This is a genomic window from Thalassobaculum sp., assembly GCF_040219615.1.
GTDB lineage: Bacteria > Pseudomonadota > Alphaproteobacteria > Thalassobaculales > Thalassobaculaceae > Thalassobaculum_A.
This window is the reverse complement of sequence record NZ_JAVJSE010000038.1, coordinates 353,324-378,492: the sequence shown is the minus strand read 5'-3', so window position 1 is coordinate 378,492 and position 25,169 is coordinate 353,324. Positions and strand designations below refer to the sequence as shown.

The window sequence follows — 25,169 nt, the reverse complement described above, 5'->3', positions numbered from 1 at the left end:
CTCCTCGCGGCGACGCGGGGCCCGGGCACCCGATACTGCCGCCGATCGCACAATTCTGGGCGGCGGCCCGCCGGCCGGCAATGATCCTGGTCAAGCGTTCGGCCGAATCGGGCCACGGGCGTTGCGGTGGCGCCGACGGCTGCGGTAGAACCCGCCGTCAATCGCAACCGACGGCGAGCCGCCCGATGGCCTCCTACCAGTACATCTACGTGATGAACGGTCTGTCCAAGACCTATCCCGGCGGCCGCGAGGTGCTGAAGGACATCCGCCTGTCGTTCCTGCCGGGCGCCAAGATCGGCGTGCTCGGCGTGAACGGCGCCGGCAAGTCGACGATCCTGCGGATCATGGCCGGGGTCGACAAGGAGTATGTCGGCGAGGCCTGGGCCGCCGAGGGCGCCACCGTCGGCTACCTGTCGCAGGAGCCGGAGCTCGATCCGACCAAGGACGTGCAGGGCAACGTCGTCGAGGGGCTGGGCCCGATCAAGGCGCTGATGGACCGCTTCAACGAGGTCAGCGCCCGGTTCGGCGAGGAACTGACCGACGACGAGATGAACGACCTGCTGGCCGAGCAGGGCGAGCTGCAGGAGAAGATCGACCACGTCGACGGCTGGGACATCGACCGCAAGGTCGAGATCGCCATGGACGCGCTGCGCTGCCCGCCCGGCGATGCCGACGTCACCAAGCTGTCGGGCGGCGAGCGGCGCCGGGTGGCGCTGGCCAAGCTGCTGCTGTCGCAGCCCGACCTGCTGCTGCTCGACGAACCGACCAACCACCTGGACGCCGACTCGGTGGCCTGGCTGCAGCGCACCCTGGCGGACTATGCCGGCACCGTGGTGACCGTGACCCACGACCGCTACTTCCTGGACGAGGTCGCCGGCTGGATCCTCGAGATCGACCGCGGCCGCGGCATCCCGTACGAGGGCAACTACTCCGGATGGCTGGTGCAGAAGCAGAAGCGGCTCGAGCAGGAGGGCCGCACCGAGGTCGCGCGCATGCGCACCCTGAACCAGGAACTGGAGTGGATCCGGCAGAGCCCGCGGGCCCGCCAGGCGAAGTCGAAGGCCCGTATCAACGCCTACGAGGATCTGCTGGCGCAGAACCAGGAGAAGGCGTCGGACACCGCCCAGATCGTCATCCCGGCCGGTCCGCGGCTGGGCGACGTGGTGCTGGAGGCCGACCACCTGTCCAAGGCCTTCGGCGACCGGCTGCTGATCGACGACCTTTCGTTCAAGCTGCCGCCGGGCGGCATCGTCGGCGTCATCGGCCCGAACGGAGCCGGCAAGACCACGCTGTTCCGGATCATCACCGGCCAGGAGAAGCCGGACGGCGGCAGCTTCCGGGTCGGCGAGACCGTGAAGCTCGGCTATGTCGACCAGAGTCGTGACACCCTGCGGGCCAACAAGACCGTGTTCGAGGAGATCTCGGACGGTCAGGACGAGATCGACCTCGGCCGCCGCAAGATGGCCAGCCGGGCCTATGTCGGGCTGTTCAACTTCAAGGGCAGCGATCAGCAGAAGAAGGTCGGCCAGCTGTCCGGCGGCGAGCGCAACCGGGTGCACCTCGCGAAGATGCTGAAGTCCGGCGCCAACCTGCTGATGCTCGACGAGCCGACCAACGACCTCGACGTCGACACCCTGCGGGCGCTGGAGGAGGGGCTGCTGGAGTTCGCCGGCTGCGCGGTGGTGATCAGCCACGACCGCTGGTTCCTGGACCGTGTGGCGACCCATATCCTGTCGTTCGAGGGCGACAGCCACGTGGAATGGTTCGAGGGCAACTACGAGGCCTACGAGGCCGACCGCAAGCGGCGCCTGGGCGAGGAGGCGTCGCAGCCGCACCGCATCAAGTACAAGCCGATCCGCCGCAGCTAGCCCTTCGTGGCTCGCTGCGCGAGCCCCTCAGGATGATGAACTAAATGTCGGAAACGATTGTTGTTCTGTCATCCTGAGGTGCCCGTCGCAAGGCGACGGGCCTCGAAGGATCAGGACTCCGACGACTTCAGCCGCGCCATGCGCTCGTTCAGCGCCTTGATCAGCGCCTTGACCTTGCCGCCGTTGCTTTGGATGACCGAGGCGTATTCCTGGCGCTGGGTGACGCTCATGCTCACCCCCTCGATCACCACGTCGACGACCTTGAAGGTGTCGCCCTGGCGGATCAGCCGCCATTCGACCTTCACATCGGGGCCGCCCTGCGGGTCGACGATGCGGCTGGGGACCAGGATGAACTGGCCGTCCTCGCGGCTGCCGTCGACCACCAGCTTCTGGCCGGAATAATCGTCGAAACGCGCCGTGTAGGTGTAGACGATGCTTTCCCTGAAGGCCGTCAGGTAGGCCTCGCGCTCCTCCGGCGTGGCCAGCGGCCAGTAGCGCCCGAGCAGGAACCGACCGATCCCCTCCATGTCGAAGGTCTCGCTCAGCAACTCGTCGAACCGGGCCCGCTTCGAGCTCGCGTCGCTGGACTTGTCGGTGACCAAGCCGAGGGCCCGATCCGCCAGCGTGTGGATGAACTTCTCAGGTGCCGGCGCCTCGGCCCGTGCGAACACGGGCACGGTCACCACCACCAGCACGATCGCGAGAATACGCGCGAACGCCATGTGACAACCCCCGTTCGTGATGCCCTGCTCAGCTCGACGGCGACTTCGGCCGCGCGTTCTCAGCCGGCTGACCGCCCGGGACGTACTGCTCGAACTCCCCGGACGTGCCGTTCGGCCGTCCCGCGCCGAGCGGCGGAGTCCCATTGCTGATCAGCGCGTCGCGGCGCTGCTTGTATATCGTGCGGACGCGGGCGTAGTAGTCCACCGACGTCTGCTTGATCTCGTTGATGGCCGCGAAATTCCGCGCCCTGAAATCGACCGCACCGGCGACACGCCGGGAGACCTGGATCCTGGTCTTGTCGGAGTCGCGGTCGAGCGGGCCGTCGCCGATGTAGTTGATCGGGTCGAGGAAGTGGTCGACCACCAGGCCGACGGTGTCGCGCGCGTTGGACGGCCCGAGCAGCGGCAGGACGATATACGGGCCGTCGCCGGCCCCGTAGACCGCCAGGGTCTGCCCGAAATCCTCGTCGCGGTGCTCGAGCCCGAGCCCGGTGGCATTGTCGACGAAGCCGAAGAAGGGAGAATTCGCGACGAAACGGGAAGCCGTCACGCCGGCTGCGTCCCAATCGCCCTGGAACATGTCGTTGGCCAGGATCACCGGGGTCTTCAGCCAATCCAGGAAGCTGCGCACCATGTCCCGCACGGGATCCGGCACCGCCTCCTTGTAGAGGTAAGCGGTAGGCTGCAGGACGAAGATGTCGACGGTATCGTTGACCGCGAACACCATCCGGTTCGCCGGCTCGATAGGGTCGTAGACCTCCCCCGGCTCAAGTTCGCCCTGACCGGCACAGCCGGCAAGCAGACCCGTCGCGACTACCGCTGCCGTGACCGAACGACGCATCCGACAAAGCCCCATTTTCGCCTGCGCGAGCCGCGTTTCTACGCTCTGACGCCAGAGGCGGAGATCAGCAGAGCACAGATTTCCGCTTGCTGCTGATCACCTCAGGCGCCGATTTGAGGTAGCACAGTGCCGCCGCGGATGCCAGTCGACGCCACGCCACGGGGTCGTGCTTCGGCGCGGGTGTTGCAAAAATATCGCGATTTGCCGCGGTTTCGGGCGTTGCGGGATCAGCGGACCCGCTGCGCCATGGCGTGCGCCTTGCGCTGCCATTCGACGGCCCCGACGGCGCGATAGAGCCGGCCGGCCTGGACCAGCAGGGCGGTCGCCGTGGCATTGTCGACGTTGACCGCCAGCAGGCCGATCAGCAGGGCCGCGTCGGCCTCGGAGAGCCGGTCGCCGACGCTCTGGAACTGGATGCGCGCCTCGGCATAGGCCTGCTGGGCCTGGGGCAGCCGCCCGAGCGACGATTCCAGGTCGCCGATGGCCCGCAGGGCCGAGGCTTCGCCGTGCGCGTCCTTCAGCGTCTGGTACATGCTGCGCACCTGGGCGAAGTTCACCCGGGCCCGGTCGTGGTTCTCCATCAGCATGTCGACCTGGCCGAGGTCCATCAGGGCCTGGGCGGCGTCGCGGGCGCCGCCGGCGTTCTGATAGTGGCCGTAGGCCTCCTTCAGGATCTCGCGGGCGCTGCGTTTCTGGCCGCGGGCGATATCGACATGGCCCCGGCCCTTCTGGGCGTCGGCGGTGATCAGCAGATCCTCCGAACTCTTGCTCTGGGCGATCACCCGGTCGAACACCAGGCGCGCCTCCTCGATGTTCCCGGCGATCCGCTCCATCTCGCCGAGGCCGATCATCAGCCGCGATTCGTTGTCCTTGTCGCCGGACTCCACGAACAGATTGCGCGCGGTGTTGCCGTTGGCCCGGCCCCAATCGAAGCGGATATGGCAGCGCCGCGAATCGCCGCGGCCGGCGATCAGCCCGCTGCTGCCGACCCGCCGGCCGGCCTGCTTGAAGCGCTGGGCGGCCTCCAACGCCATTTCGCGAGCCTCGGTCGGACGCTGCATCTTGCGGTACCCGTCCGACATCACCAGGCGCACCAGACCCTCGCCGACGTAGTCGCCGGTCCGGCGGTACAGGGTCAGGGAACGCTCGAACCGGTTCTGGGCCTCGGCCGCATTGCGTTCCAGCCGGTACATCTCGCCGCGGCCGTACAGCGCATGCGCCTCGCCGATCCGGTCGCCGACCTGGGTCAGCAGGAACCGTGCCTGGTCGAAATTGCCCGCCGCGTCCTCGTTCCGGCTGAGCCGGGCGCTGGCCTCGCCGAGCCCGAGATAGGCCGAGCCTTCGCCGAATCGGTCGTTCTCGCGGCCGAACATGCCGCGGGATTCCTCGAAAGCCTGCCGCGCGGCCTCGTAACCGCGGCGCGAAAGCGCCAGATGGCCGAGCGCCAGGGTCGCGTTCGCCGCGCCGCGGTTGTCCTTGCCGGACGTGAAGCGGCTCAGCGACTCCTCGTAGAGCCGGGCGGCATCGTCGAACTCGCCGCGCTCGGCCGCCAGATTGCCCTGGCTGAGTTTCACGGTCGCCTCGAGCAGTTCCTGCTTGGCCTCGCGGGCGAGCGATGCCGCCTCGCCGAAGTTCTTGCGGGCATCGTCGGGCAGGCCGCAGATCCGGAAGCCCTCGCCCTGCGCCCACAGCCGACCGGCCATGGCCGCGGGACCGGTCGACAGGATGCCGCCGGACCGCATGGCCTGGACGCCGCCGCTGCGCTTGATCCCCCGGCTGATCCACCAGTCCAGAATCAGGGCGCAGAGGCCGACGATCCCGACGACACCGGCCAGCAGCGCCTGGTAGTTCGCCGGTTTGCCGATCGAGAAGATGTAGCTCACCCCCACCGCGGCCGCCGTCAGCAGCAGAATCGTGAAGCGGCGCTGCCAGGTCCCGAGGCGGCCCCGTCGCCGTGCACTCCGGATCGCTTTCACGATTCGCGCCCTAACGTGATTTTCGTCGCCTTCGGGGAAATCGCCCCGACTCGGTCGGCACTGCGGGATTATCCGCGATTTGCCGGGGGGCTCCAACCCTGGCCGCTCGCGCGACGGTAGATCGGTCGCAGCAGTACGGGTAGCAGATAGATCGGAAACTGCAGCAGCGCCAGGAAAAGGAAGCTGTCCGGGTCGAAAGCCGCTGGCGCCGAACCCAGGACCAACGCCATGTTCCGGTTGCCGCAGGCCAGCGCCAGCGTGGTCGCGGCGCGCGCGCCGGCAAGGTTGAACACCAGCCATCCCAGGGCCTGCATGCCGAGGCTGGCACCGAACACCAGGGCCAGCAGTCCGGCCACGCGGACCGGTTCGGTGAGCGCAGCCGCGGTGACGCCGTCCAGCACGGCGACCGCGAACAGCAGCATGACCAGCACGAATCCGCCGTCGATCGCCGGGGCGTGACGCTGCAGGCGCGCCGGTCCGGCCAGCCGGCGGATCGCGGCCGCCGCCGCGCCCGTGCCGGCCAGCAACAGGGCGAGCCGGATCATCAGGGCGGTCGGGCCGATGTCGAGTTCCAGGCCGAGCAGCGCGAACACCAGCGGCGGCAACGTCACCGGCACCAGCAGGCCGGCCGCCGTGGTGACCGTCAGGGCGAGGGCGCCGTCCAGACCCACCAGCGTGGCGATCGCCGGCACCGAGATCAGCGGCGGCGACGCCGACCACACCACGAGCGCGACCGCGATGCCGGGCGCCAGGTCGAGCATCGACGCGGCGGTGAATCCGAGCAGCGGCGACGCCAGCAGCACGAAGCCGACCGCCGGCACCACAAGCTGCGGTCTGCGCAGGGCGCCGACGACGCCGGCCGGGTCGAGTCGCAGCAGCGACAGCGTCAGCATCGCGGCGATCGCCGGCACCAGCAGCGGTCGCGCGGCGGCCGCCATGTCCGGTATGGCGAGACCGAGGAACACGCCGGCCGCCAGGCACTCGGTCCCGCGTTTGCCGAACCAGGACAGGATGGCCATCATGGGCGGCGCTCCGCGGAGGGCGGGCGCGGAATGGCCAGGACGGGAGGTGGCGGCGTGGCGGGCATCGACGACGAGGGCTGGTTCGACTCGGGGCGGGCGGTCGTTCGGCCGGACTGGATCGACTACAACGGCCACATGAACGTCGGTTACTACCTCGTGGCGTTCGATCTGGCGACCGAGGCGGTGTGCGTCCGTCTCGGCGTGGGCGAAGACTATCGGCGCCGGGCGGACGCGTCGATGTTCGTCGTGGAGGCCCATCTGACCTACGATCGCGAGGTGGTGGAGGGCGCGCCGCTGGCGTTCCGGTCGAGGATCGTCGACTTCGACGCCAAGCGGTTCCACCTGCTGCACCGCATGTTCCACGCCGACCAGGGCTTCCTGGCCGCGACCAACGAGCTGATGTGCCTGCATGTCGATCTCGGGCAGCGCCGGTCGGCGCCGTTTCCCGACGATGCGATGGCGAAGGTCCGCCAACTCGGCGAGGACCATGCCCGGTTCGCGCCGACCGGCGGGGTCGGCCGCGCCATCGGCATACGCCGGCGATGACCGCGCGGTCGGATTTCGGTTAAGGTTCCCCTGAACGGGACGCCCGGCGGAGTCGGTGGGGCGAGGCGTCCACGGAGGCGCCTGCATGGAGTCCGGTCCAGAGCTCGACGACGCGCGAGAGAAGGCCGAGAGCGCGCTTCGCCACATGGCTGTTCTGGGGATCCCGCCCACGCCCGACAACTTCGCGGTCTGGTTCGCCTATGCCGGCGGCGGCGACCCGCATCTCCGGCGGACCATCGACATCCTGATGGACAACGGCCAGGAGTTCGACGAGATCCGCAACGCCGAACTGCACGCCCGCTTCGTGCTGCCGACCTACCGCACCAGCGCGGTCGACACAGTGGCCGACGACCTGCACGCCGTGGCCGGACGGCTCTCGCACACGGTCGGGCATGCCGGTGCCGGCGCCCGGCGCTACGGTGACGCCCTGTCCGACGCCTCCGACGCGCTGGTCCGGTCGGAGGCCGAGGACCTGGAGGTCCGCACGCTGGTCAGCGGCCTGATGCAGGAAACCCGGGTCATGGAGGCCAGCAACGCGCAGCTGCGCGAACGTCTCGAGCAGTCGTCGAGCGAGATCGCGCACCTGCGCGAGACCCTCGAGGAGACCCGCCGCGAGGCGTCAACCGACGGTCTCACCGGGATCGCCAACCGGATGCGCTTCGAGCGCGAGCTGCGGACGGCCGCCGCGGCCGCCATGGAGCGCGGCGCCACGCTGTGCGTGCTGATGGCCGACATCGACCACTTCAAGGTCTTCAACGACACCCACGGCCACGCGGTCGGCGACCAGGTGCTGCGGCTGGTCGCCCGGGTGCTGAGCGATGCCGTGCGCCCCGGCGACCTGGTGGCGCGCTACGGCGGCGAGGAGTTCGCGGTGGTCCTGCCGGATTGCGAGCTGGAGGAGGCCGGCCGGATCGCCGAGCGGATCCGCGATCGGATCGGCCACAAGCATGTGGTCCGGCGCAGCAGCGGCGCCGACTTGGGGGCGGTCACGCTGTCGCTCGGGGTCGCCGCCTACCGCTTCGGGGAGCCGATCGCCCAGGCGGTCGAGCGGGCCGACACCGCCCTCTACCGGGCCAAGCAGGGCGGGCGCAACCGGGTGGTCGCGATCGACGATCCGCCGACGGCGGCCGCCGGAAACTGAGCTCGGCTAGGGCCGGCCGGCGGCGTCGGCGAGCATCCGCAGCCCTTCGCCCTCGACCGCGTAGGGCAGCCAGCTTCCCTTGCGGACCAGGCCGAGCCGCTCGTAGAACGCGCGCGCCCGGTTGTCGGTCTTGACCGCCAGCTCGAGCCGGGAGCAGCCGGCCTCGACCGCCTTGCCGGCCAGCGCCGCCATCAGCCGCCGGCCGATGCCGGCGCCCTGGCGGTCGGGATCCACGTAGAGATCCTCGATATACAGGTTCGGGCGGCCGGCCCAGGTCGAATAGGTGAAGTAGTACAGCGCCAGCCCGACCGCCTCGCGGCGGTGCGACGCCGGGTCGACCGACTCGGCCAGCAGCGCGTGGAAGCGCGGGGCCGGGCCGAAGCCGTCCCGCAGCAGGTCCTCCGGGCTCGACCGCACATATCCGGCGGCGTCCTGCACCTCGGCGAGACGCCGGATCAGGTCCAGCAGAGTGGCGACGTCGCCGGCTTCGGCCGGCCGCAGTTCGATGGTCATGGCGGCGCACGGTAGAGAGTTGCTGCCTTGGCCTGCAAGGCCGCTTTCAACCCTCAAGAAGAGTCGTTATGCTGCAATGGCTTACCTCGCCGGTCCGGAGCCTCCGACCGCCATGCTGAAGTCACTTGTCGGCCGTCCCATCGCGGGATTGAAGCGGCTGGTCCGCAACGACCAGCTCGTCATCAGCGTGGCTGCGCTGGTGGTCGGGCTCGCGGCCGCCGCCGGCGCGGTCGGATTCCGCGAGTCGATCGCCCTGGTGCAGTGGCTGTTCCTCGGCTTCGAGCACGAGCTGGTCGCCAGCGGTGCCCGCGAGACCGATCGCTGGCGGATCCTGCTGGCGCCGGTGGCGGGCGGTCTGGTGGTCGGGCTGATCATGCGGTGGTTCATGCCCGGCGGGCGACCGCAGGGCGTGGCCAATGTGATCGAGGCGAGCGCCCTGCGCGCCGGCCGGATGTCGGGCCGGCAGGCGGCCGGGGCAGCCGCCATGAGTGCCGTGTCGATCGGATCCGGCGCCTCGGTCGGCCGCGAGGGCCCGGCCGTGCATCTGGGCGCGGCGATGGCCAGCTTCATCGGCCGTCCCCTGCACCTGACCCGCTCGCAGTCGCGCACCCTGCTGGGCTGCGGGGTGGCGAGCGCGGTCGCGGCCTCGTTCAACGCCCCGATCGCCGGGGCGTTTTTCGCGCTCGAGGTGGTGATCGGCCACTACGCCCTGTCGGCCTTCGCGCCGATCGTCATCGCCTCGGTGACCGGCACCATCGTGTCGCGCATGTGGTTCGGCGACTTCCCGGCGTTCCGGCTCGGGCATCACGAGATCGTCTCGTTCCTGCAGTTCCCGGCCTTCGCGTTGCTCGGCGTGGTCTGCGCGGTCGCGGCGATTGCGCTGATGCGGCTGACCGCCATGGTCGAGCGCCAGTCGGTCGAGCTGCCGGGCCCGCGCTGGCTGCATCCCGCCGCCGCCGGCGTGGTCGTCGGCATCGTGGCGCTGTGGTACCCGGAGATCCTGGGGGTCGGCTACGAGGCCATGGATACCGCGCTGAAGGAGCAGTACGGCTTCCAGCTGCTGGTCACCCTGGCGGTGCTGAAGATCCTGATGACGGCGCTGTGCCTGGGGGCCGGCTTCGGCGGCGGCGTGTTCTCGCCGTCGCTGTTCATCGGTGCGATGGTCGGCGGCGCCTTCGGCGTGGTCGCCACCCACCCGTTTCCGGAGCTGTCGTCCGGCCACGGCGCCTACACGATGATCGGCATGGGGGCGGTCGCCGGCGCCGTGCTGGGCGCGCCGATCTCCACAATCCTGATCGTCTTCGAGCTGACCAACGACTACCGCCTGACCATCGCGGTGATGGTCGCGGTGGTGATCGCGTCGCTGATCACCCGGGTCTGGCACGGCCCGTCGTTCTTCGCCGACCAGCTCAAGCGCCGCGGGCTCGATCTGCAGGGCGGCCACGACATGGCGGCGCTGCGCAGCTTGAAGGTGCACGACCTGATGCGCCAGGACCACGTCACGGTGTCGCCCGAGGCCACTCTCGACACCCTGCGCGACCGGCTGCGCCAGGCGCCGCTGAACGAGCTGTTCGTGGTCGACGGCGACGACCGGCTGGTCGGGACCATCACGCTCGCCGAGCTCGGCGAGGTGGCGTTCGACGTCAGCCACGACCGCGAACTGTGCGCCGACAATCTGGCCCGCCGCTCGCCGCCGGTGCTGGCGATGTCCGACGACCTGCAGAAGGCGATCCGCCGGTTCGCCGAGGTCGACGAGGGCCTGCTCGGCGTGGTCGACGACGGCGACGGCTCCCGCCTGATGGGCTGCCTGCACGAGCGCGACGTGATGCGGGCCTACAACACGGCGCTGGTGAACCTGCGGAAGGAGGAGCACGGGGAGACGATGTGAGGGGGCGGCGCCCCGCCCTGAGCGCGGAGGCGGCGAGGGCCGCAGGCGCGACGTTTCCGGTGGCGGATGGACATGGCTCCAATCGATCCGGAGCGACAGCTCGGCAGTCGATGAGCCGGATGTGTCCGGGGCTGAAGCGACATCCGCCGCGCCACCGCGGGCCATGCCCGACCGCCGATGTTGGACCGCCGCACCTGCGGCGCGGTCAGCCTCCCGCCGTGCCTGAGCCATCGGCAGTCGTTGTCGGCGCCTCCATCTCGGCGAGCTTGTCGGCGCAGAGCTCGGCAGAGCCGTCCACGGGTTCTTCCATGCCGGCCAACGTCACCCAGCCGCCGTCGGCGACGAAGTCGTCCCGGCTCCAGGAATCGGCCTCCTTGAGCTCGGCCAGTTGGGCGCCCGCATTCGGGCCGCTCATGAACTTCTCGACGCATACGGAGGCGGCCAGCTCCGTCCGTGCCTCTTCCGCGGCGGTCTCCGCCATCTGCCGAGCGGAACCGCCGGTGACCCAGCCGCCGGCGGTAAAGCCGAGAATCATGACGACCACGGCGGTGCCGGCGCACGACCAGAACCACAGGGCTTTCGAAGGCTGGAAGTTGCTCCAGCGAGTGGTGATGTTGTTGTCCGCCATCGTATGCCTCCTGGCTTTTGTCCTTGTTGTCACCCCGGCAGCTGATCGAGCACCCCAATCGCGACACGTAGGTGCCACTCGGTCCGGAGGCGGGAATACCACCGGCGCGCGCCCTGTCATCGCTGCTCAGGCCCGGCTTAGGTCGTTGCAGCAGGCAAGTGCTTCTGAGCGTTTCCAGGAGCACCCCTGTTTCGGCAATGCCGGCCGTCCTTGCTGTCTGCCGTCCCTGGCTGATCAGATTTCAGCTCTTATGAGTACAGGGGATATAATAAACGGGGTGACAATGTGATGTTTAAAACACATTGCTGCCACATTTCAAATGACGATATCGCAAATATTTGCCACGTATAATGCTCATGAAAAGTACGATTGACTATATTGTTTCTGTAGCATTACTAGTCTCTGTCATGCCGTCGGCCGGTTGGGGTGGATGCCCCGCTATGCAGCGCGGCACGTAACGGCGTCCGTCACCCGGCCGGCCGCGCGTCGCGGCTGGCGGCGATGCGGGATGCAGGCCGATTTTGCCCCTGGGCCGTCGCCGCCCGCATGTTATATCCGGGGCATGGCCGATCTGTTCTCCAATCGTTCCGACCCGCGCGACCCGGATCCCCGCGATCCCGCGGCGCTGCCGCCGGCACCGCCGATCCACGCGCCGCGGCCCGACAGCTACCTCTCCGGGCTCAACCCGGCCCAGCGCAAGGCGGTCGAGGCGCTCGACGGGCCGGTGCTGGTGCTGGCCGGCGCCGGCACCGGCAAGACCCGGGTGCTGACCACCCGGCTCGCCCACCTGCTGGCCATGGGCAAGGCGCGACCGTGGAACGTGCTCGCGGTGACCTTCACCAACAAGGCCTCGCGCGAGATGAAGGAGCGGGTCGCCCGGATCGTCGGACCGGCCGCCGAGCAGGTCTGGCTCGGCACCTTCCACGCGCTGGCCGCCCGCATCCTGCGCCGGCACGCCGAAGTGGTCGGCCTGCGCTCAAACTTCACCATCCTCGACGCCGACGACCAGGTCCGCCTGCTCAAGCAGGTGCTGCAGGCCGAGAGCATCGACGACAAGCGCTGGCCGGCCCGCGTGGTGATGGGCGTCATCCAGCGCTGGAAGGATCGCGGCCAGGGGCCCGACAAGGTCGGCGTCGCCGAGGCCGGCGACATGGCCGGCGGCCGGCTGCAGGAGGTCTACCGGCAGTACCAGGAGCGGCTGATCACGCAAAACGCCGCCGATTTCGGCGACCTGATGCTGCACAACCTGACCCTGTTCCAGACCCGGCCGGAGATCCTCAAGGACTACCAGGAGCGGTTCCGCTACCTGCTGGTCGACGAATACCAGGACACCAACGTCTGCCAGTACCTGTGGCTGCGGCTGCTGGCCCAGGGCCACCGCAACATCTGCTGCGTCGGCGACGACGACCAGTCGATCTACGGCTGGCGCGGCGCCGAGGTCGGCAACATCCTGAAGTTCGAGACCGACTTCCCGGGCGCCACCGTGGTCCGGCTCGAGCAGAACTACCGCTCGACCTCGCGCATCCTGGCCGCCGCCTCCGGCGTGATCGCCAACAACGAGGGCCGGCTCGGCAAGACCCTGTGGACCGAGGGCGACCACGGCGACAAGGTGGTGGTCCGCGGCGTCTGGGACGGCGAGGAGGAGGCCCGCGTCGTCTGCGACCGGGTCGAGGACTTCCAGCGCAGGGGCGTGGTGCTGAACCAGATGGCGGTGCTGGTGCGGGCGGGCTTCCAGACCCGCGAGTTCGAGGAGCGGCTGATCACGCTGGGCATCCCGTACCGGGTGGTCGGCGGCGCCCGGTTCTACGAGCGCAAGGAGATCCGCGACGCGGTCGCCTATCTGCGGGTCATCCACCAGCCGGACGACGACATGGCGTTCGAGCGCATCGTCAACACCCCGCGCCGCGGCATCGGCGACACCACGATCCGGGCCGTGCACGGCTATGCCCGGGCCCAGGGCCTGTCGCTGACCCGGGCGGTCGACGCCCTGGTGCAGACCGACGAGCTGCCGGCGGCGGCGCGCCGCAATATCCGGGCGCTGATGGAGGCGTTCGGGCGCTGGCGCGAGGCGGCGCAGGTCGAGGCGCTGCCCGACCTGGTGCGCATGGTGCTGGACGAGTCGGGCTACACCGAGGCGCTGCAGAGGGACCGCTCGCCGGAGGCGCCGGGCCGGCTGGAGAACCTCAAGGAACTGGTCACCGCGCTCGAGGAGTACGAGACCCTGGGCGGCTTCCTGGAGCACATCAGCCTGGTGATGGAGAACGCCGACGACCCGGCCGAGGCCAAGATCAGCCTGATGACCCTGCACGCCGCCAAGGGGCTGGAGTTCGACGTGGTGTTCCTGCCGGGCTGGGAGGAGGGGCTGTTCCCGAACCAGCGCGCGCTCGACGAGAACGGCGCCGCCGGCCTGGAGGAGGAGCGGCGGCTGGCCTATGTCGGACTGACCCGGGCCCGCAGGTCGGTGGAGATCGTGTTCGCCGCCAACCGCCGGGTGCACGGGCTGTGGCAGAGCGCGATTCCGTCGCGCTTCGTCTCCGAGCTGCCGGGCGAGCATGTGGAGATCATCTCCGAGGCCGGCCTGTACGGCGCCACCGGCGGTCACGGCTCGGGAGCCTATGGGGGCGGCGGCTACGGCTCGGGTGGCTACGGGGGTGGCAGCTATGGCGGGCGGCGCGACGGCTTGACCTTCGACCGCGACGAGGGCGCCGGCAGCTTCGGGGCGGCGCGCGGCAGCCGGTGGGATTCCGCCGGCGGGGTCGCCGGCCGCGGGCCCGGCTACATGCGGCGCGGCGGCGGCAGCATCCGCAGCCGCGCGCCGACCATCGACGGCGAGGGCTACACCGTCGACCGCTCGAAGCCGTCGCGCTACGCCGTCGACGACCGGGTGTTCCACCAGAAATTCGGCATGGGCACGGTCAAGGCCGTTGACGGCGACAAGCTGGAGATCGAGTTCGACCACGCCGGGGTGAAGAAGGTGGTCGAGACCTTCGTGTCGACCCCGTGATGCCGGCAACGCGGAGACCCTGCGCATGACCACGCCGCTGTGGCGGATCGCCCTGACCGCGCCCGCCCGCGCCGCCGATGCGCTTTCGGCCGCGCTCGAGCCTTATGTGAGCGCGCTGACCGCCATGGAGGATGCGCCCGGCGGCACCTGGTCGATCGAGGGGTTGAGCGAGGGCGAGCCGGAGCGGCCGGCGATCGTCGCGGCCCTGGCGATCGCCGCCGCCACCGTCGGCACGCCGCCGCCGGACACGGTGATCGAGCCGCTGCCCGAGGTCGACTGGCTGGCCCTGAACCGGCAGTCCTTCCCGCCGATCCGCGAGGGCCGGGTCTGGGTGCGCGGCAGCCATGTGAGCGAGAAGCGGCCGGCGGCGTCGATCGAGCTGGTCGTCGACGCGGCGCGCGCCTTCGGCTCCGGCAGCCACGCGACCACGGCGCTGTGCCTGCGCGCGCTGCAGGACGAGCTTCGCCGCAGCCGGCCGCGGCGGATCCTGGACCTGGGCTGCGGCTCCGGAATCCTGGCGATGGCGGCCGCCAAGCTGCTGCCGACGGCGCGCGTGGTGGCGGTCGACCTGGATCCGGTTTCGGTGGCCACGGCGGCGGAGAACGCCAGGCTGAACCGCACCGCCACCCGCATCCGCACCGGCACCTCGCGCGGCTGGCGCTCGCGGCTGGTGCAGGGCGCCGCACCCTACGACCTGGTGCTGGCCAACATACTGGCAGGACCGCTGTGCGCCATGGCGCCCGAACTCGCCCGCGGGCTGGCGGCGGGCGGGCGGGCGATCCTGTCGGGGCTCATGACCGACCAGGAGGCCCGGGTGATCGCCGCGCACCGGGCCCAGGGCCTGCGGCTGATACGGCGGTACCGCCGGGACGGCTGGAGCGCGCTGGTTCTCGGATAGCGCCCCATCCTCGAAGGAAGTCGTCCCCGAAAGAAATCGGCCGGCGACCTTGCGGTCGCCGGCCGTTCCACGCGCCGGAATACCTAACTGGGGGGAGGGGAGGAGGTCAGGCGGCCCAGCGCGAGTCGTTGGCGGCTGCCGGCACAACGGCCGGGGCCAGATGCGGTTCCGCGGCATGACGGGTCGTCGGGCGATCCCCCAGTGCCAGTGAAGTGGTCGCGATCGCCTGCGCCCGGTCGGTATCGATCCGGCGGATGATGCCGGCGGCGAAGGCGGCGCGGTCGAGGCCGATGTCGGCCATCAGCCGCGCGTCGAGCTCGCTCAGCTCGGCCAGGGCCCGGCGCTTGCGCAGCCAGGCGCCGAGGCCGGCGAACAGGCGGGACGTCACGCTGCGCGTGCCGCGGGACAGGGCCCGGGCGACGTAGGCGTCACGGGCGCGGCGCGCCTCGATGAAGAGGGCCAGCGCATCGACCGGGGCGCCGTTCAGCGCTCTGTCGGTCAGGAAAGTGTCGGTCGTCATTTCAGTCTCTCCGAGAATGGGTCTCGGACCTTGGGCGAAGTCTGTCGTCTAGGGTCCGTCATGTTGACGGGATAATTGGGACCTGCCGGCGCGCGCGCCCAGCAGCGGTTTTGCAGCGCAGCATTGCGCCCGATGCATGGATAGCGTCCCCTGCCATGTGTCTGGCGGGACGCTTGCCCCGAAAAGATGCGCCCCTCCGGGGAGGGGCGCATCCGTAGGTAGGAGTCTAGGGAATGAAGCCGGTCCGTCTGGCGGGAGGATCCGGCTGAACCGAACCGCCTCAGGCGGCCCGGAACCTCGAATTGGCGTTCGCGACCGACGGCAGGGATGGATCGTGGGCGGACCAGCGCGCCTCGGTGGCACGGGCGGCCAGTTCCACGACCTGCCGACGCGCGATGCCGAGATCGGCGAGCACGCGGTCGTCCACGTCGACCAGGGAACGCCGGCGCGGACGGTGGACAGCGAAGAAGGAACGAATGGCGCGGGTCAGGGTTCCCAACCGGACGTCACGGTCGACCACGCCCTGTCCGGCGCGGTCGAGGTCGGTCACGGATTCCAGGGAGGCCTCGCGGGAGGCGACGTAGCGATCGAGCCAGCCGCTGGTCGTCGGGTTCATCATGGCCTGCTCCGTATCGCGGGCGCCGTCGCAGTTCCTTCGCCGGGCACCATTGATGTCACTACGAAACCCCACATAAGAGCGCCTATCGCGCCTGGAAAGAGCAAATGCGGCCGTGGCGTATGACGTTTTTGCATGGCTCTGCGACGCTGCGCGCGGGGCTGCGCCTAGCCTTTGGTTAGGTGGTTGATATTTCGACGATACTCGTCGGGACGAGCTATTCGCCGATCAGCGCGAACCAGTCGTCCTCGGTCAGCGTCCGGACCCCCAGCGCCTCGGCCTTGGCGGCCTTCGAGCCGGCGTCGGCGCCGACCACCACATAGTCGGTCTTCTTCGAGACCGAACCTGCGACCTTGGCGCCCAGGCTTTCGGCCCGCGCCTTGGCCTCGTTGCGGCCGACCCGGGCCAGGGTGCCGGTGAACACCACGGTCTTGCCGGCGACCGGCGAGTCGGCGGCGACCGGGGCCGCGAACGGCTCGATGGTCAGCTCGCCGGCCAGGTCGTCGAGAACCTCCCGGTTGTGCGCCTCGGCGAAGAAGTCGGTGAGATCCTTGGCGACCGCCGAGCCGATCTGGTCGATGTTGACCAGGTCGGCGTAGGCCTCGCTCTCCGGGTCGTGCGCCGCGGCGAGCGCGGCGCGCAGGGCGTCGAGCGTCCCGTAGTTGATGGCCAGCAGCCGGGCGGTCGCCTGCCCGACCTGGCGGATGCCGAGGGCGTAGACGAAGCGATCGAGCCCGATGACCCGGCGGTTCTCGATCGCCGCCAGCAGGTTGTCGGTGGAGAGGGTCTTCGTCCCCTTCTCGCCGATCAGCAGGTTCCGGTGGGCCTTCAGGCGGAAGATGTCGCCGGGCCGCCTGATCAGGCCGTCGCGCCAGAACGCCTCGATCTGCTTCGAGCCCAGGCCCTCGATGTCGAAGGCGTCGCGGCTGACGAAGTGCTTCAGCCGTTCGACCGCCTGGGCCGGGCAGATCAGCCCGCCTGTGCAGCGCCGGATCGCCTCGCCCTCGGGGCGCACGGCGTCGGAACCGCATTCCGGGCAGGTCTCGGGGAACACATACTCGACGCTGCCGGCGGGACGCTTCTCGGTCAGGACCCGCACGACCTGCGGGATGACGTCGCCGGCGCGCTGGATCACCACGGTGTCGCCGACCCGGATGTCCTTGCGCCGGATCTCGTCCTCGTTGTGCAGCGTCGCGTTCGACACGGTCACGCCGCCGACCTTGACCGGCTCCAGCCGGGCGACCGGGGTCAGGGCGCCGGTGCGGCCGACCTGGATCTCGATGGCCTTCAACTCGGTCTCGGCCTGCTCGGCCTTGAACTTGTGGGCGATCGCCCAGCGCGGCGCCCGGCTGACCATGCCGAGCCGTTGCTGCCAGTCGAGCCGGTTGACCTTGTAGACCACGCCGTCGATGTCATAGGGCAGGGCCGACCGGCGGGCGCCGATGTCGGCATACACCGCCAGCGCCTCGTCGACCGAACCGCAGAGCTTCGACAGCGGGTTGGTGGTGAAGCCCCAGGCCTCCAGCCTCTGCAGGAACCCCCAGTGGGTGTCGGCGAAATCCTCGCTGACCTCGCCCCAGGAATAGGCGAAGAACCGCAACGGGCGGGATGCGGTGATCGCCGGGTCGAGCTGGCGCAGCGAGCCGGCGGCGGCATTGCGCGGGTTCGCGAAGATCTTGCTGCCGGCCTTGGCCTGGCGGTCGTTGAGGGCGACGAAGTCGTCCTTGGTCATGTAGACCTCGCCGCGGACCTCCAGCACCGCCGGCACCCCGGCCGGCAGTTCGGTCGGGACGTCGTCGAGGGTCTCCAGGTTGCGGGTGATGTTCTCGCCCTCGGTGCCGTCGCCGCGGGTGGCGCCGACGGCCAGCCTGCCGTCGACATAGCGGATCGACGCCGACAGCCCGTCGATCTTGGGCTCGGCGACCAGCGCCACCTCGTCGGCTTCGCCGAGGCTCAGGAACCGGCGCACGCGGCGCTCGAACTCGCGCACGTCCTCGTCGTCGAAGGCATTCGACAGCGACAGCATCGGCCTGGCGTGGCGGACCTTGGCGAAGCCCTCGGCCGGACCGGGCGCCACCCGCTCGCTCGGGCTGTCCTCCAGCTTGAGGTCGGGGAACCGGGCCTCGATCGCCTCGTTGCGCCGCCGCAGGGCGTCGTATTCGGCGTCGGTCAGGACCGGGGCGTCCTCGACGTGGTATTGCCGGTCGGCGTCGGCGATGGCGTCGGCGAGGCGGCGCAGTTCGGCCTTGGCCTCGGCATCGCCCAGGGCCTCGACCGGCTTGTCGGCGATGTCGGCATCGGTGGTCATCGTCGGCTTCCCGTCTCCACCCGGATCCGCTTCACGGCCCGGCCCCGACCGCGCGGTCGCCGCCGGCCCGGCTTCCGCTCGATTGCGCCAGCAGGCTGTCGGCGGCGGCGCGCGCCTCGGCGGTGACCGCCGCCCCCGACAGCATGCGGGCGATCTCCTCGCGACGGGCGGCGCTGTCGAGCGCCGCCACCGAGGTGGTCACGGCCTCGCCGGCGACCCGCTTCTCGACATGCCAGTGGTGCACGCCCTGCGCCGCGACCTGCGGGGAGTGCGTGACGACCAGGACCTGCAGGCGGCCGGCGAGCCGCGCCAGGCGGTCGCCGACCGCCGCCGCGACCGCACCGCCGACCCCGGAGTCGACCTCGTCGAACACCAATGTCGGGACCGTGCTGGACTCCGCCAGCACCACCTTCAGGGCCAGCAGGAAGCGCGACAGCTCGCCGCCCGAGGCGATCCGGTTCAGCGCGCCCGGCGGAGTCCCGGGATTGGTCGCGACCCGGAACCCGACCGCGTCCAGGCCGTCCGGCCCCCAGCGCGCCTCGTCGAGACGCTCGACGGCGGTCTCGAAGCGGGCCTTCTCCAGCTTGAGCGGCGGCAGTTCGACGGCGATCGCCTTGTCGAGCCGGCCGGCCGCCTTGCCGCGGCCTGCCGACAGCGCCTCGGCGGCCGCCAGGTAGGCGGCGCGGGAACGCCGCTCGGCCTCGGCCAGGGCCGACAGGCCGCCACCCTCGGCATCGAGCGAGGCGAGGCGGTCGACCAGGGCCCGGTGCAGCGCCGGCAGGTCGTCCGGCTCGATCCCGTGCTTGCGGGCCAGGTCGCGGAGCGCATGCAGGCGATCGTCGATCTCGACCAGCCGGCCGGAGTCCGCCTCGATGTCGTCGGCGGCCGACTGCAGTTCGGCGACCGCTTCCTGGATCTCGGCGGCGGCCCGGTCGAGGGCGGCGGCGGCCGCCGCCAGCCGGCCGCCGGCCCGGTCGGCGACCCGGTCCAGGGCCCGCTGGGCCTGGGCCACGGCGCTGTCGGCTCCGGCGTCCTCGCCGGCCAGCGCGTCGGCCGCGGCGTTCATGGCCGACAGCACGGCCTCGGCATTCGCCAGCACCGCGCGGGTGTCGCTCAGCCGCTGCTCCTCGCCCTCGCTCGGCGCCAGACGGTCCAACTCGTCCACGGCGTGGCGCAGCCAGTCCTCGTCGGCCCGGGCCTTCTCGAGGGCGGCGCGCGCCTCGGCGTGCCGCGACACCGCGTCCCGCCAGGCGCCCCAGGCGGTCCGGACCGTCCCGGCCTGGGTCCCGAGTCCGGCGAAGGCATCCAGGGTCTCGCGGTGGGTCGCGGGATCCATCAGGCCGCGCTGATCGAACTGACCCTGGATCTCGACCAGGGCGTCGCCCAGCCGGCGCAGCAGGGCGACGCTGGTCGGCTGGTCGTTGACATAGGCGCGCGACCGCCCGTCGGCGGTGACCACCCGGCGCAGGATCAGCGGGCCGTCGCGTGGTTCGAGATCGGCCTCCGCGAGTATGGCGTCGACCGCGTGCCCGGGCGGCGGGTCGAACTCGGCGGTGACGCTGGCCTGCTCGCGGCCGTGCCGGACCAGGCCGGAATCAGCCCGCGCGCCGAGGGCGAGACCGAGCGCGTCGAGCAGGATCGACTTTCCGGCCCCGGTTTCGCCGGTGAGGACGGAGAGCGCCGGCGCGAAGGCGAGATCGAGCCGGTCGATCAGCACCACGTCCCGGATCGCGAGCGCGGCGAGCATTGATCAGAACGGGCCGAGGCCCCAGCCGAACCAGCCGGTGTCGCCTTCGGCCTGGGAGCGGGCCTCACCGGTGGTGGCCAGCGCGTAGGCATCCTCGTACCAGTCCGTGCCGGGGTAGTTGTAGCCGAGGACGGACGCGGTCCGTTTGGCCTCGTCCTGGAGGCCGAGGGCGACATAGGCCTCGGTCAGGCGCAGCAGCGCCTCCGGCACCTGTTCGGTGGTGTCGTACTGCTCGACGACCCGCTGGAACCGGTTGATCGCCGCCAGATACTGGCCCCGGGTCAGGTACCAGCGGCCGATCGACATCTCCTTGCCGGCCAGGTGGTTGCGGGTCAGGTCGATCTTCAGGCGGGCGTCGCGCGCGTATTTCGAGGTCGGGAAGCGCTTGACCACCTCCTCGAAACTGTCCAGGGACCGGCGGGTCAGCTTCTGGTCGCGGCCGACGTCCACGATCTGCTCGTAGTAGCAGAGGCCCTTGAGGTAGTAGGCGTAGTCGACGTTGGGATTGGACGGGTTCAGCTGGATGAAGCGGTCCAGCGCGTTCACCGACTCGGTGTAGTTGTTGGCCTGGTACAGCGCATAGGCCGCCATCAGCTGCGCCTGGGTCGCCCAGACCGAATAGGGGTGCTGCCGTTCGACCTCGTCGAACAGCGGCGCCGCCTTCTTGAAGTCGCCGGTCAGCGCGGCGTCGTAGGCCTCGTTGTAGATCTCCTCGACCGGACGCTCCACATAGGGCGTCTCGTCGGTCGAGCCGCAGCCGGCAAGCGCGACGAGGGTCAGGACGAGGGCGGAAAGACGTAACCTGGGCATCGGCATCCGGGCGGTGTTCCGGTCGGGACGAGCGGCTGACCGGAACATACGGCCAGCGGCCGCCCGAGGGAAGAGCCGGGCGCAGGCCCCGGGCCTCGGCGCGACACGCGTGTCAGCGGTTCCAGCGGGCGGCGGCGGCATCGTCGGATTCGCGGGCGTCGACCCAGTTCGCGCCGTCCGGGGTCTCTTCCAGCTTCCAGAACGGCGCCTTGGTCTTCAGCCAGTCGATCAGGAAGGCCGTGGCGTCCAGCGCCGCCTGGCGATGGGCCGAGGCGCACGCCACCAGCACGATATTGTCGCCGGGCTCCAGCCGTCCGACCCGGTGCACAATCAGGCTGGCCTCCAGCGGCCAGCGCGACCGCGCCTCGGCTTCGATCGCTTCGAGCTGGCGCTCGGTCATGCCGGGATAGTGCTCGAGCGTCATGCCGGCGACCGCGGCATCGCCGGCGACGTCGCGCACCAGCCCGACGAATACGCCGAGCCCGCCGATCCGGCGGTTCCCGGCGGTCAGCGCCGCCAACTCGGCGCCGAGGTCGAAATCCGCCTCCTGGACCCGGACCGTCATGGCTCAGCCTCCGGTGACCGGCGGGAAGAACGCGACCTCGTCGCCGTCTGCAATCGGATGGTCCGGCTCGACGTATTCCTGGTTCACCGCGCAGCGAATCGCACGGGTGTCCTTGAACGCCTCGGCGTAGCCGGGCCCGCGGGTCCGCAGCCAGTCGACCAGCCCGGCGACGGTCGCCACCCCGTCCGGCGGGCTCACCGTCTCGTGGCCGAACCCGATCCGCTGCCGGACCCAGGCGAAATACAGAACCTTCATCGCATCACCTCGCTGAACGGCAGATAGGCGGCGGTGTCGCCCTCCGAAAGGCCCAGGGCGTCGTCGGCCAGCTCCACCAGCCCGTCGGCGGCGACCAGCGACGACAGCACGCCGGCACCCTCGCTGCCGGCGCGTCGCGCGACCGGCAGGCCGCCCGGGACCGGCTCGAGCCGAACCCGGACGTACTCCCGGCGCCCGGGCTTCTTGCGGTAGTCGAAGGCGGCCCGCACCGGGAACCGCGGCGGGTCGCGCACCTCGGCGCCGGCGAGCGCCAGCAGCACCGGCCGGGCGACGTGCAGGAAGGTGACCACGACCGCCACCGGGTTGCCCGGCAGGCCGAGGAAGGCCTTGCCGCGCACCACGCCGAGCGCGACCGGCCGGCCCGGCTTGATCGCCAGCCGCCAGGCATCGAGCCGGCCTTCGGCCTCGACCGCGGCGCGCACGTGGTCCTCCTCGCCGGTCGACACCCCGCCCGAGGTGATCAGGACGTCGTGCCCGGCCGCGGCGTCGACCAGGGCGGCGCGGATGGTCTCGCGGTCGTCGGCCAGGATGCCGAGGTCGGTGACCGCGCAGCCGAGCGCCCGCAGCAGCGCCTTCAGGGTGTAGCGGTTGGAGTCGTAGATCGTTGCGGCGCCGCGCTCCGAGCCCGGCTCGCGGACCTCGTCGCCGGTCGAGAACACCGCGACCCGCAGCCCGGTCCGCACCGGCAGCGCGCGCAGTCCGATCGACGCCGCCAGGCCGATGTCCGGAGGGCCGAGCCGGCGGCCGGCACGCAGCACGGTGGTCCCGGTCCTGACGTCCTCGCCGGCGAACCGCCGGTTGGCGCCGCGCCTGATTCCGGCCGGGAACACCACGGTCGCACCGTCGAGCCGGCAGTCCTCCTGCATGAACACGGTGTCCGGACCCGGGGCACCGTCGGGGCCGAGCGGCATCGGGGCACCGGTGAAGATCCGGACCGTCTCGCCGCGTCGCTGGGGGCGGTCCAGGCGCTCGCCGGCCGCCACCCGCCCGCCGGCCGGCAGGCGGGTCTCGCCGTCGGCGGCGAGGTCGGCGGCGTAGACCGCCCAGCCGTCGACCGCGGAGTTGTCGTGCGGCGGCACGTCCATGTCGGCCGTGACGTCGGCTGCCAGGATGCGCCCGAGCGTCGCGTCCAGCGGCGCCGTCTCGACCGCGGTGACCGGCACCAGGCGTTCCCGCACCCGCGCGAGCGCCTGGTCGACCGGCATCAGCCCGCCGTCGAACGCGAAACAGTCGTCTGTCAGCTGCACCATCGGCTCACCGTAGCAGCGTGGCCGGGTCGACGGCACGCGCCTCGATCAGATCGGCGATCGCCTCGATGTCGTCCAGGGCCAGGACCGGGCGCGGACAGTCGGGCTGGGTCTCATCGCTGGCGACCGCCACCACCGCCTCGTCGGATGGCCATAGCGGGGGTTTGCCGACCACGCTGCGATAAACCTCCAGCTTCGGATGATGGGTCCGCTTGAAGCCCTCGATGAGAACGAAGTCGACCGGCGCCATGCGGGCCAGGAGGTCGCCGAGCTCCGGCTCCGGGGCGCCCCGGAGTTCATGCATCAGCGCGAACCGCGCGGCCGATCCGATCAGCACCTCGGTCGCCCCGGCGGCCCGGTGCTCGTAGCTGTCCTTGCCCGGCTGGTCGACGTCGAATGCATGGTGGGCGTGCTTGATCGTCGACACCCGGTGGCCGCGCCCGACCAGGGCCGGGATCAGCCGGCACATCAGCGTCGTCTTGCCGCTCCCCGACCAACCCGCAAGTCCGAACACGCGCATGGCATTTCCTCGACCCATCTTTACGCCATATTCATCGGCGCTACCGGATACGGTTGTTCCGTATCTAGCGCAAATATACGCTCGGGCCCGAGCCCGAAACCCCGGAGCGTTAGTTGAAGGCACTGCTGAAGCGGATCGTTACCAAAATCATGCGCCAGGGCAGGCGGATGGCCCTGTCGAAGGGAGTCATCGCGCGTTCCATGGCGATGGGGATGGTCGTCGGCTTCTCGCCGACCGTCGGCCTGCAGATGGTCATCTGCCTGATCATCGTCCTGATCGTGAACCGGCTCGCCGGGCGCTACCTGTTCGACATGGTGATTGCCGTGGTGGGGACCCTGGTGGTCAATCCGCTGACCATGGTTCCGACCTATACCCTCTACTACCTGATCGGCTGCCGGGCGCTGTCGTGCGCTGCGGCGGTCGAGTTCGAGTCCGAGCATCAGGTTCACCAGATGCTCACCACGCTCGGCGACGGCGCCGTGGCCATCGTCGTCGGCAGCCTGCCGTTCATGCTGGTCGGGTGGCCGCTGGGCTACTGGCTCGGCGTGCTGATCGAGCGGTTCCTGGAGCGCCGGGTGGCGCGGCGCCAGGCGCGTCAGGTCGCGATGGCCCGGCGTCGCCGGGAAGCCCGCCCGCAGGTCGTCCACGAGAACGGTTGAGGCAGCCGGCAACGCGACGGCGGGCCGCCGGGACGGCCCGCGAGTCGCGGCGGCGCGGCGCGGCGCCGGGTCGAAGCGGGGACAGGCGGCCGGATCGGAAAATGCCGGTTTCGCGCGCCGTCGCGGCAAACCCGCGCAACCCGCTCTCGACCGGTTTCGCACCCGGGCGTAATTGCAATATGGTTCGCGTCAATTCGGATCCGGCCACGGAGAAACGAGCGCGATGCTCGCCCAGCTTCCGAACCTGCTGACGCTTTCGCGGATCCTGGTCCTGCCGCCGCTCATCGCGTGCCTGTGGATCGGCGGCGACACCCTGCGCTGGGTCGCGCTGGGGCTGTACGCGCTTGCCAGCATCACCGACTATCTCGACGGATACCTGGCGCGCGTCCTGGAAGCCCAGTCGGCGCTTGGCCGACTGCTGGATCCGATTGCCGACAAGCTCCTGGTCGGCGCCTGTCTTCTGATTCTCTGTTCGAAGGACTATGTGTCCGGATGGACGGTGCTGGCGGCGCTGGTGATCTTGCTGCGCGAGATCCTGGTGTCCGGGCTCCGGGAGTTTCTGGCGGAACTGCGTATCGGCCTCCCGTCGAGCCGGCTCGCCAAGTGGAAGACCACTGTGCAACTGGTGGCGATCGGGTTCCTGATCATCGGCGAGTCCGCCCCGGCCTGGACGCATTCCCAGCAGGTCGGTGAGGTCGGGCTCTGGGTGGCGGCGGGGTTCACCCTTGTCACCGGCTGGGACTACGTGCGATCGGGCCTCAGCCATCTGGCGGGCGAAGAGCGACGCGTGAAGTCGGGCGCCAAGCCGGCCGGTACCGCGTCGTAGCCGAAGGGCGGCAGGGCCGGCCTCAGCC

The 25,169-nt window shown here is 70.4% G+C and carries 23 protein-coding genes; 8 read left to right on the top strand and 15 right to left on the bottom strand.

Annotation, left to right across the window (positions count from 1 at the left end; all coding sequences use genetic code 11):
• Positions 1-185: 185 nt before the first annotated feature.
• Entirely contained in the window at positions 186-1,868 is a 1,683-nt protein-coding gene (ettA, locus tag RIC31_RS20560; RefSeq protein WP_350112093.1) for an energy-dependent translational throttle protein EttA, read from the top strand.
• Between the two features lie 110 nt (positions 1,869-1,978).
• Here the strand turns inward: ettA and RIC31_RS20555 are convergent, their stop codons facing one another.
• The 4 genes from RIC31_RS20555 to RIC31_RS20540 form a co-directional block, all read right to left on the bottom strand.
• Positions 1,979-2,590: an MlaC/ttg2D family ABC transporter substrate-binding protein gene (locus RIC31_RS20555; RefSeq protein ID WP_350112090.1), complete on the bottom strand. Its 612-nt coding sequence runs from the start codon at positions 2,588-2,590 to the stop codon at positions 1,979-1,981.
• A 28-nt stretch (positions 2,591-2,618) separates the two neighbouring features.
• Entirely contained in the window at positions 2,619-3,431 is an 813-nt protein-coding gene (locus RIC31_RS20550; RefSeq protein WP_350112087.1) for an MlaA family lipoprotein, read from the bottom strand.
• A 227-nt stretch (positions 3,432-3,658) separates the two neighbouring features.
• On the bottom strand, positions 3,659-5,407 hold the full coding sequence (locus RIC31_RS20545; RefSeq protein ID WP_350112084.1) for a tetratricopeptide repeat protein: 1,749 nt from the start codon (positions 5,405-5,407) through the stop codon (positions 3,659-3,661).
• A 68-nt stretch (positions 5,408-5,475) separates the two neighbouring features.
• Positions 5,476-6,429 carry a hypothetical protein gene (locus RIC31_RS20540; protein WP_350112081.1) on the bottom strand — a complete coding sequence of 318 codons (954 nt, stop codon included), beginning with the start codon at positions 6,427-6,429 and terminating at the stop codon, positions 5,476-5,478.
• A 54-nt stretch (positions 6,430-6,483) separates the two neighbouring features.
• On the opposite strand from RIC31_RS20540, the gene RIC31_RS20535 reads away from it, so the two are divergent.
• Complete coding sequence (locus RIC31_RS20535; RefSeq protein ID WP_350112078.1) at positions 6,484-6,975, top strand: thioesterase family protein; 492 nt, start codon at positions 6,484-6,486, stop codon at positions 6,973-6,975.
• Between the two features lie 85 nt (positions 6,976-7,060).
• The gene (locus RIC31_RS20530; protein ID WP_350112075.1) at positions 7,061-8,116 is read left to right on the top strand and encodes a GGDEF domain-containing protein; all 1,056 of its coding nucleotides are present in this window, start codon (positions 7,061-7,063) and stop codon (positions 8,114-8,116) included.
• A 6-nt stretch (positions 8,117-8,122) separates the two neighbouring features.
• Here RIC31_RS20530 and RIC31_RS20525 read toward each other — a convergent pair whose 3' ends face one another.
• Positions 8,123-8,629, bottom strand: a complete 507-nt coding sequence (locus tag RIC31_RS20525) for a GNAT family N-acetyltransferase (RefSeq protein ID WP_350112073.1) — start codon at positions 8,627-8,629, stop codon at positions 8,123-8,125.
• Positions 8,630-8,741: 112 nt separating this feature from the next.
• Between RIC31_RS20525 and RIC31_RS20520 the strand changes: the two genes are divergently transcribed.
• The gene (locus tag RIC31_RS20520; protein WP_350112071.1) at positions 8,742-10,517 is read left to right on the top strand and encodes a chloride channel protein; all 1,776 of its coding nucleotides are present in this window, start codon (positions 8,742-8,744) and stop codon (positions 10,515-10,517) included.
• A 205-nt stretch (positions 10,518-10,722) separates the two neighbouring features.
• Here RIC31_RS20520 and RIC31_RS20515 read toward each other — a convergent pair whose 3' ends face one another.
• Positions 10,723-11,145: a hypothetical protein gene (locus RIC31_RS20515; protein ID WP_350112068.1), complete on the bottom strand. Its 423-nt coding sequence runs from the start codon at positions 11,143-11,145 to the stop codon at positions 10,723-10,725.
• Between the two features lie 562 nt (positions 11,146-11,707).
• Between RIC31_RS20515 and RIC31_RS20510 the strand changes: the two genes are divergently transcribed.
• Together RIC31_RS20510 and RIC31_RS20505 are read left to right on the top strand one after the other, a co-directional pair.
• Positions 11,708-14,149, top strand: a complete 2,442-nt coding sequence (locus tag RIC31_RS20510; protein ID WP_350112066.1) for an ATP-dependent helicase — start codon at positions 11,708-11,710, stop codon at positions 14,147-14,149.
• Between the two features lie 25 nt (positions 14,150-14,174).
• The gene (locus tag RIC31_RS20505; protein ID WP_350112062.1) at positions 14,175-15,047 is read left to right on the top strand and encodes a 50S ribosomal protein L11 methyltransferase; all 873 of its coding nucleotides are present in this window, start codon (positions 14,175-14,177) and stop codon (positions 15,045-15,047) included.
• A gap of 106 nt (positions 15,048-15,153) precedes the next feature.
• On the opposite strand, the gene RIC31_RS20500 is transcribed toward RIC31_RS20505, so the two are convergent.
• The 9 genes from RIC31_RS20500 to mobB form a co-directional block, all read right to left on the bottom strand.
• A complete protein-coding gene (locus RIC31_RS20500; RefSeq protein WP_350112059.1) occupies positions 15,154-15,567 on the bottom strand; it encodes a YjiS-like domain-containing protein in 414 nt (137 codons plus the stop codon).
• Between the two features lie 280 nt (positions 15,568-15,847).
• Positions 15,848-16,186, bottom strand: coding sequence for a hypothetical protein (locus tag RIC31_RS20495; protein WP_350112057.1), 339 nt, complete (start codon positions 16,184-16,186; stop codon positions 15,848-15,850).
• A gap of 214 nt (positions 16,187-16,400) precedes the next feature.
• Complete coding sequence (ligA, locus tag RIC31_RS20490) at positions 16,401-18,491, bottom strand: NAD-dependent DNA ligase LigA (protein WP_350112055.1); 2,091 nt, start codon at positions 18,489-18,491, stop codon at positions 16,401-16,403.
• A gap of 31 nt (positions 18,492-18,522) precedes the next feature.
• Positions 18,523-20,238, bottom strand: coding sequence for a DNA repair protein RecN (gene recN, locus RIC31_RS20485; protein ID WP_350112053.1), 1,716 nt, complete (start codon positions 20,236-20,238; stop codon positions 18,523-18,525).
• A gap of 3 nt (positions 20,239-20,241) precedes the next feature.
• Positions 20,242-21,048 (bottom strand): outer membrane protein assembly factor BamD, encoded by an 807-nt coding sequence (locus tag RIC31_RS20480; RefSeq protein ID WP_350112051.1) that lies wholly within the window; start codon positions 21,046-21,048, stop codon positions 20,242-20,244.
• Between the two features lie 112 nt (positions 21,049-21,160).
• The gene (locus RIC31_RS20475) at positions 21,161-21,613 is read right to left on the bottom strand and encodes a molybdenum cofactor biosynthesis protein MoaE (protein WP_350112049.1); all 453 of its coding nucleotides are present in this window, start codon (positions 21,611-21,613) and stop codon (positions 21,161-21,163) included.
• A gap of 3 nt (positions 21,614-21,616) precedes the next feature.
• Positions 21,617-21,868, bottom strand: coding sequence for a molybdopterin converting factor subunit 1 (moaD, locus tag RIC31_RS20470; RefSeq protein ID WP_350112047.1), 252 nt, complete (start codon positions 21,866-21,868; stop codon positions 21,617-21,619).
• A complete protein-coding gene (locus RIC31_RS20465; protein WP_350112045.1) occupies positions 21,865-23,139 on the bottom strand; it encodes a molybdopterin molybdotransferase MoeA in 1,275 nt (424 codons plus the stop codon). Before RIC31_RS20465 ends, moaD begins: the two co-directional genes overlap by 4 nt.
• A 4-nt stretch (positions 23,140-23,143) precedes the next feature.
• The gene (mobB, locus tag RIC31_RS20460; RefSeq protein WP_350112043.1) at positions 23,144-23,656 is read right to left on the bottom strand and encodes a molybdopterin-guanine dinucleotide biosynthesis protein B; all 513 of its coding nucleotides are present in this window, start codon (positions 23,654-23,656) and stop codon (positions 23,144-23,146) included.
• A 113-nt stretch (positions 23,657-23,769) separates the two neighbouring features.
• On the opposite strand from mobB, the gene RIC31_RS20455 reads away from it, so the two are divergent.
• Together RIC31_RS20455 and pgsA are read left to right on the top strand one after the other, a co-directional pair.
• Positions 23,770-24,315, top strand: coding sequence for a DUF2062 domain-containing protein (locus RIC31_RS20455; RefSeq protein WP_350112041.1), 546 nt, complete (start codon positions 23,770-23,772; stop codon positions 24,313-24,315).
• A 223-nt stretch (positions 24,316-24,538) separates the two neighbouring features.
• Positions 24,539-25,141, top strand: a complete 603-nt coding sequence (gene pgsA, locus RIC31_RS20450) for a CDP-diacylglycerol--glycerol-3-phosphate 3-phosphatidyltransferase (protein WP_350112039.1) — start codon at positions 24,539-24,541, stop codon at positions 25,139-25,141.
• Positions 25,142-25,169 lie beyond the last annotated feature (28 nt).

Excerpts from the sequence above, each read along its gene's own strand:
- ettA (WP_350112093.1), top strand. The coding sequence starts at position 186 with ATGGCCTCCTACCAGTACATCTACGTGATGAACGGTCTGTCCAAGACC.
- RIC31_RS20555 (WP_350112090.1), bottom strand. The coding sequence starts at position 2,590 with ATGGCGTTCGCGCGTATTCTCGCGATCGTGCTGGTGGTGGTGACCGTG.
- RIC31_RS20550 (WP_350112087.1), bottom strand. The coding sequence starts at position 3,431 with ATGCGTCGTTCGGTCACGGCAGCGGTAGTCGCGACGGGTCTGCTTGCC.
- RIC31_RS20540 (WP_350112081.1), bottom strand. The coding sequence starts at position 6,429 with ATGATGGCCATCCTGTCCTGGTTCGGCAAACGCGGGACCGAGTGCCTG.
- RIC31_RS20530 (WP_350112075.1), top strand. The coding sequence starts at position 7,061 with ATGGAGTCCGGTCCAGAGCTCGACGACGCGCGAGAGAAGGCCGAGAGC.
- RIC31_RS20525 (WP_350112073.1), bottom strand. The coding sequence starts at position 8,629 with ATGACCATCGAACTGCGGCCGGCCGAAGCCGGCGACGTCGCCACTCTG.
- RIC31_RS20520 (WP_350112071.1), top strand. The coding sequence starts at position 8,742 with ATGCTGAAGTCACTTGTCGGCCGTCCCATCGCGGGATTGAAGCGGCTG.
- RIC31_RS20515 (WP_350112068.1), bottom strand. The coding sequence starts at position 11,145 with ATGGCGGACAACAACATCACCACTCGCTGGAGCAACTTCCAGCCTTCG.
- RIC31_RS20510 (WP_350112066.1), top strand. The coding sequence starts at position 11,708 with ATGGCCGATCTGTTCTCCAATCGTTCCGACCCGCGCGACCCGGATCCC.
- RIC31_RS20505 (WP_350112062.1), top strand. The coding sequence starts at position 14,175 with ATGACCACGCCGCTGTGGCGGATCGCCCTGACCGCGCCCGCCCGCGCC.
- RIC31_RS20500 (WP_350112059.1), bottom strand. The coding sequence starts at position 15,567 with ATGACGACCGACACTTTCCTGACCGACAGAGCGCTGAACGGCGCCCCG.
- RIC31_RS20495 (WP_350112057.1), bottom strand. The coding sequence starts at position 16,186 with ATGATGAACCCGACGACCAGCGGCTGGCTCGATCGCTACGTCGCCTCC.
- ligA (WP_350112055.1), bottom strand. The coding sequence starts at position 18,491 with ATGACCACCGATGCCGACATCGCCGACAAGCCGGTCGAGGCCCTGGGC.
- recN (WP_350112053.1), bottom strand. The coding sequence starts at position 20,238 with ATGCTCGCCGCGCTCGCGATCCGGGACGTGGTGCTGATCGACCGGCTC.
- RIC31_RS20480 (WP_350112051.1), bottom strand. The coding sequence starts at position 21,048 with ATGCCCAGGTTACGTCTTTCCGCCCTCGTCCTGACCCTCGTCGCGCTT.
- RIC31_RS20475 (WP_350112049.1), bottom strand. The coding sequence starts at position 21,613 with ATGACGGTCCGGGTCCAGGAGGCGGATTTCGACCTCGGCGCCGAGTTG.
- moaD (WP_350112047.1), bottom strand. The coding sequence starts at position 21,868 with ATGAAGGTTCTGTATTTCGCCTGGGTCCGGCAGCGGATCGGGTTCGGC.
- RIC31_RS20465 (WP_350112045.1), bottom strand. The coding sequence starts at position 23,139 with ATGGTGCAGCTGACAGACGACTGTTTCGCGTTCGACGGCGGGCTGATG.
- mobB (WP_350112043.1), bottom strand. The coding sequence starts at position 23,656 with ATGCGCGTGTTCGGACTTGCGGGTTGGTCGGGGAGCGGCAAGACGACG.
- pgsA (WP_350112039.1), top strand. The coding sequence starts at position 24,539 with ATGCTCGCCCAGCTTCCGAACCTGCTGACGCTTTCGCGGATCCTGGTC.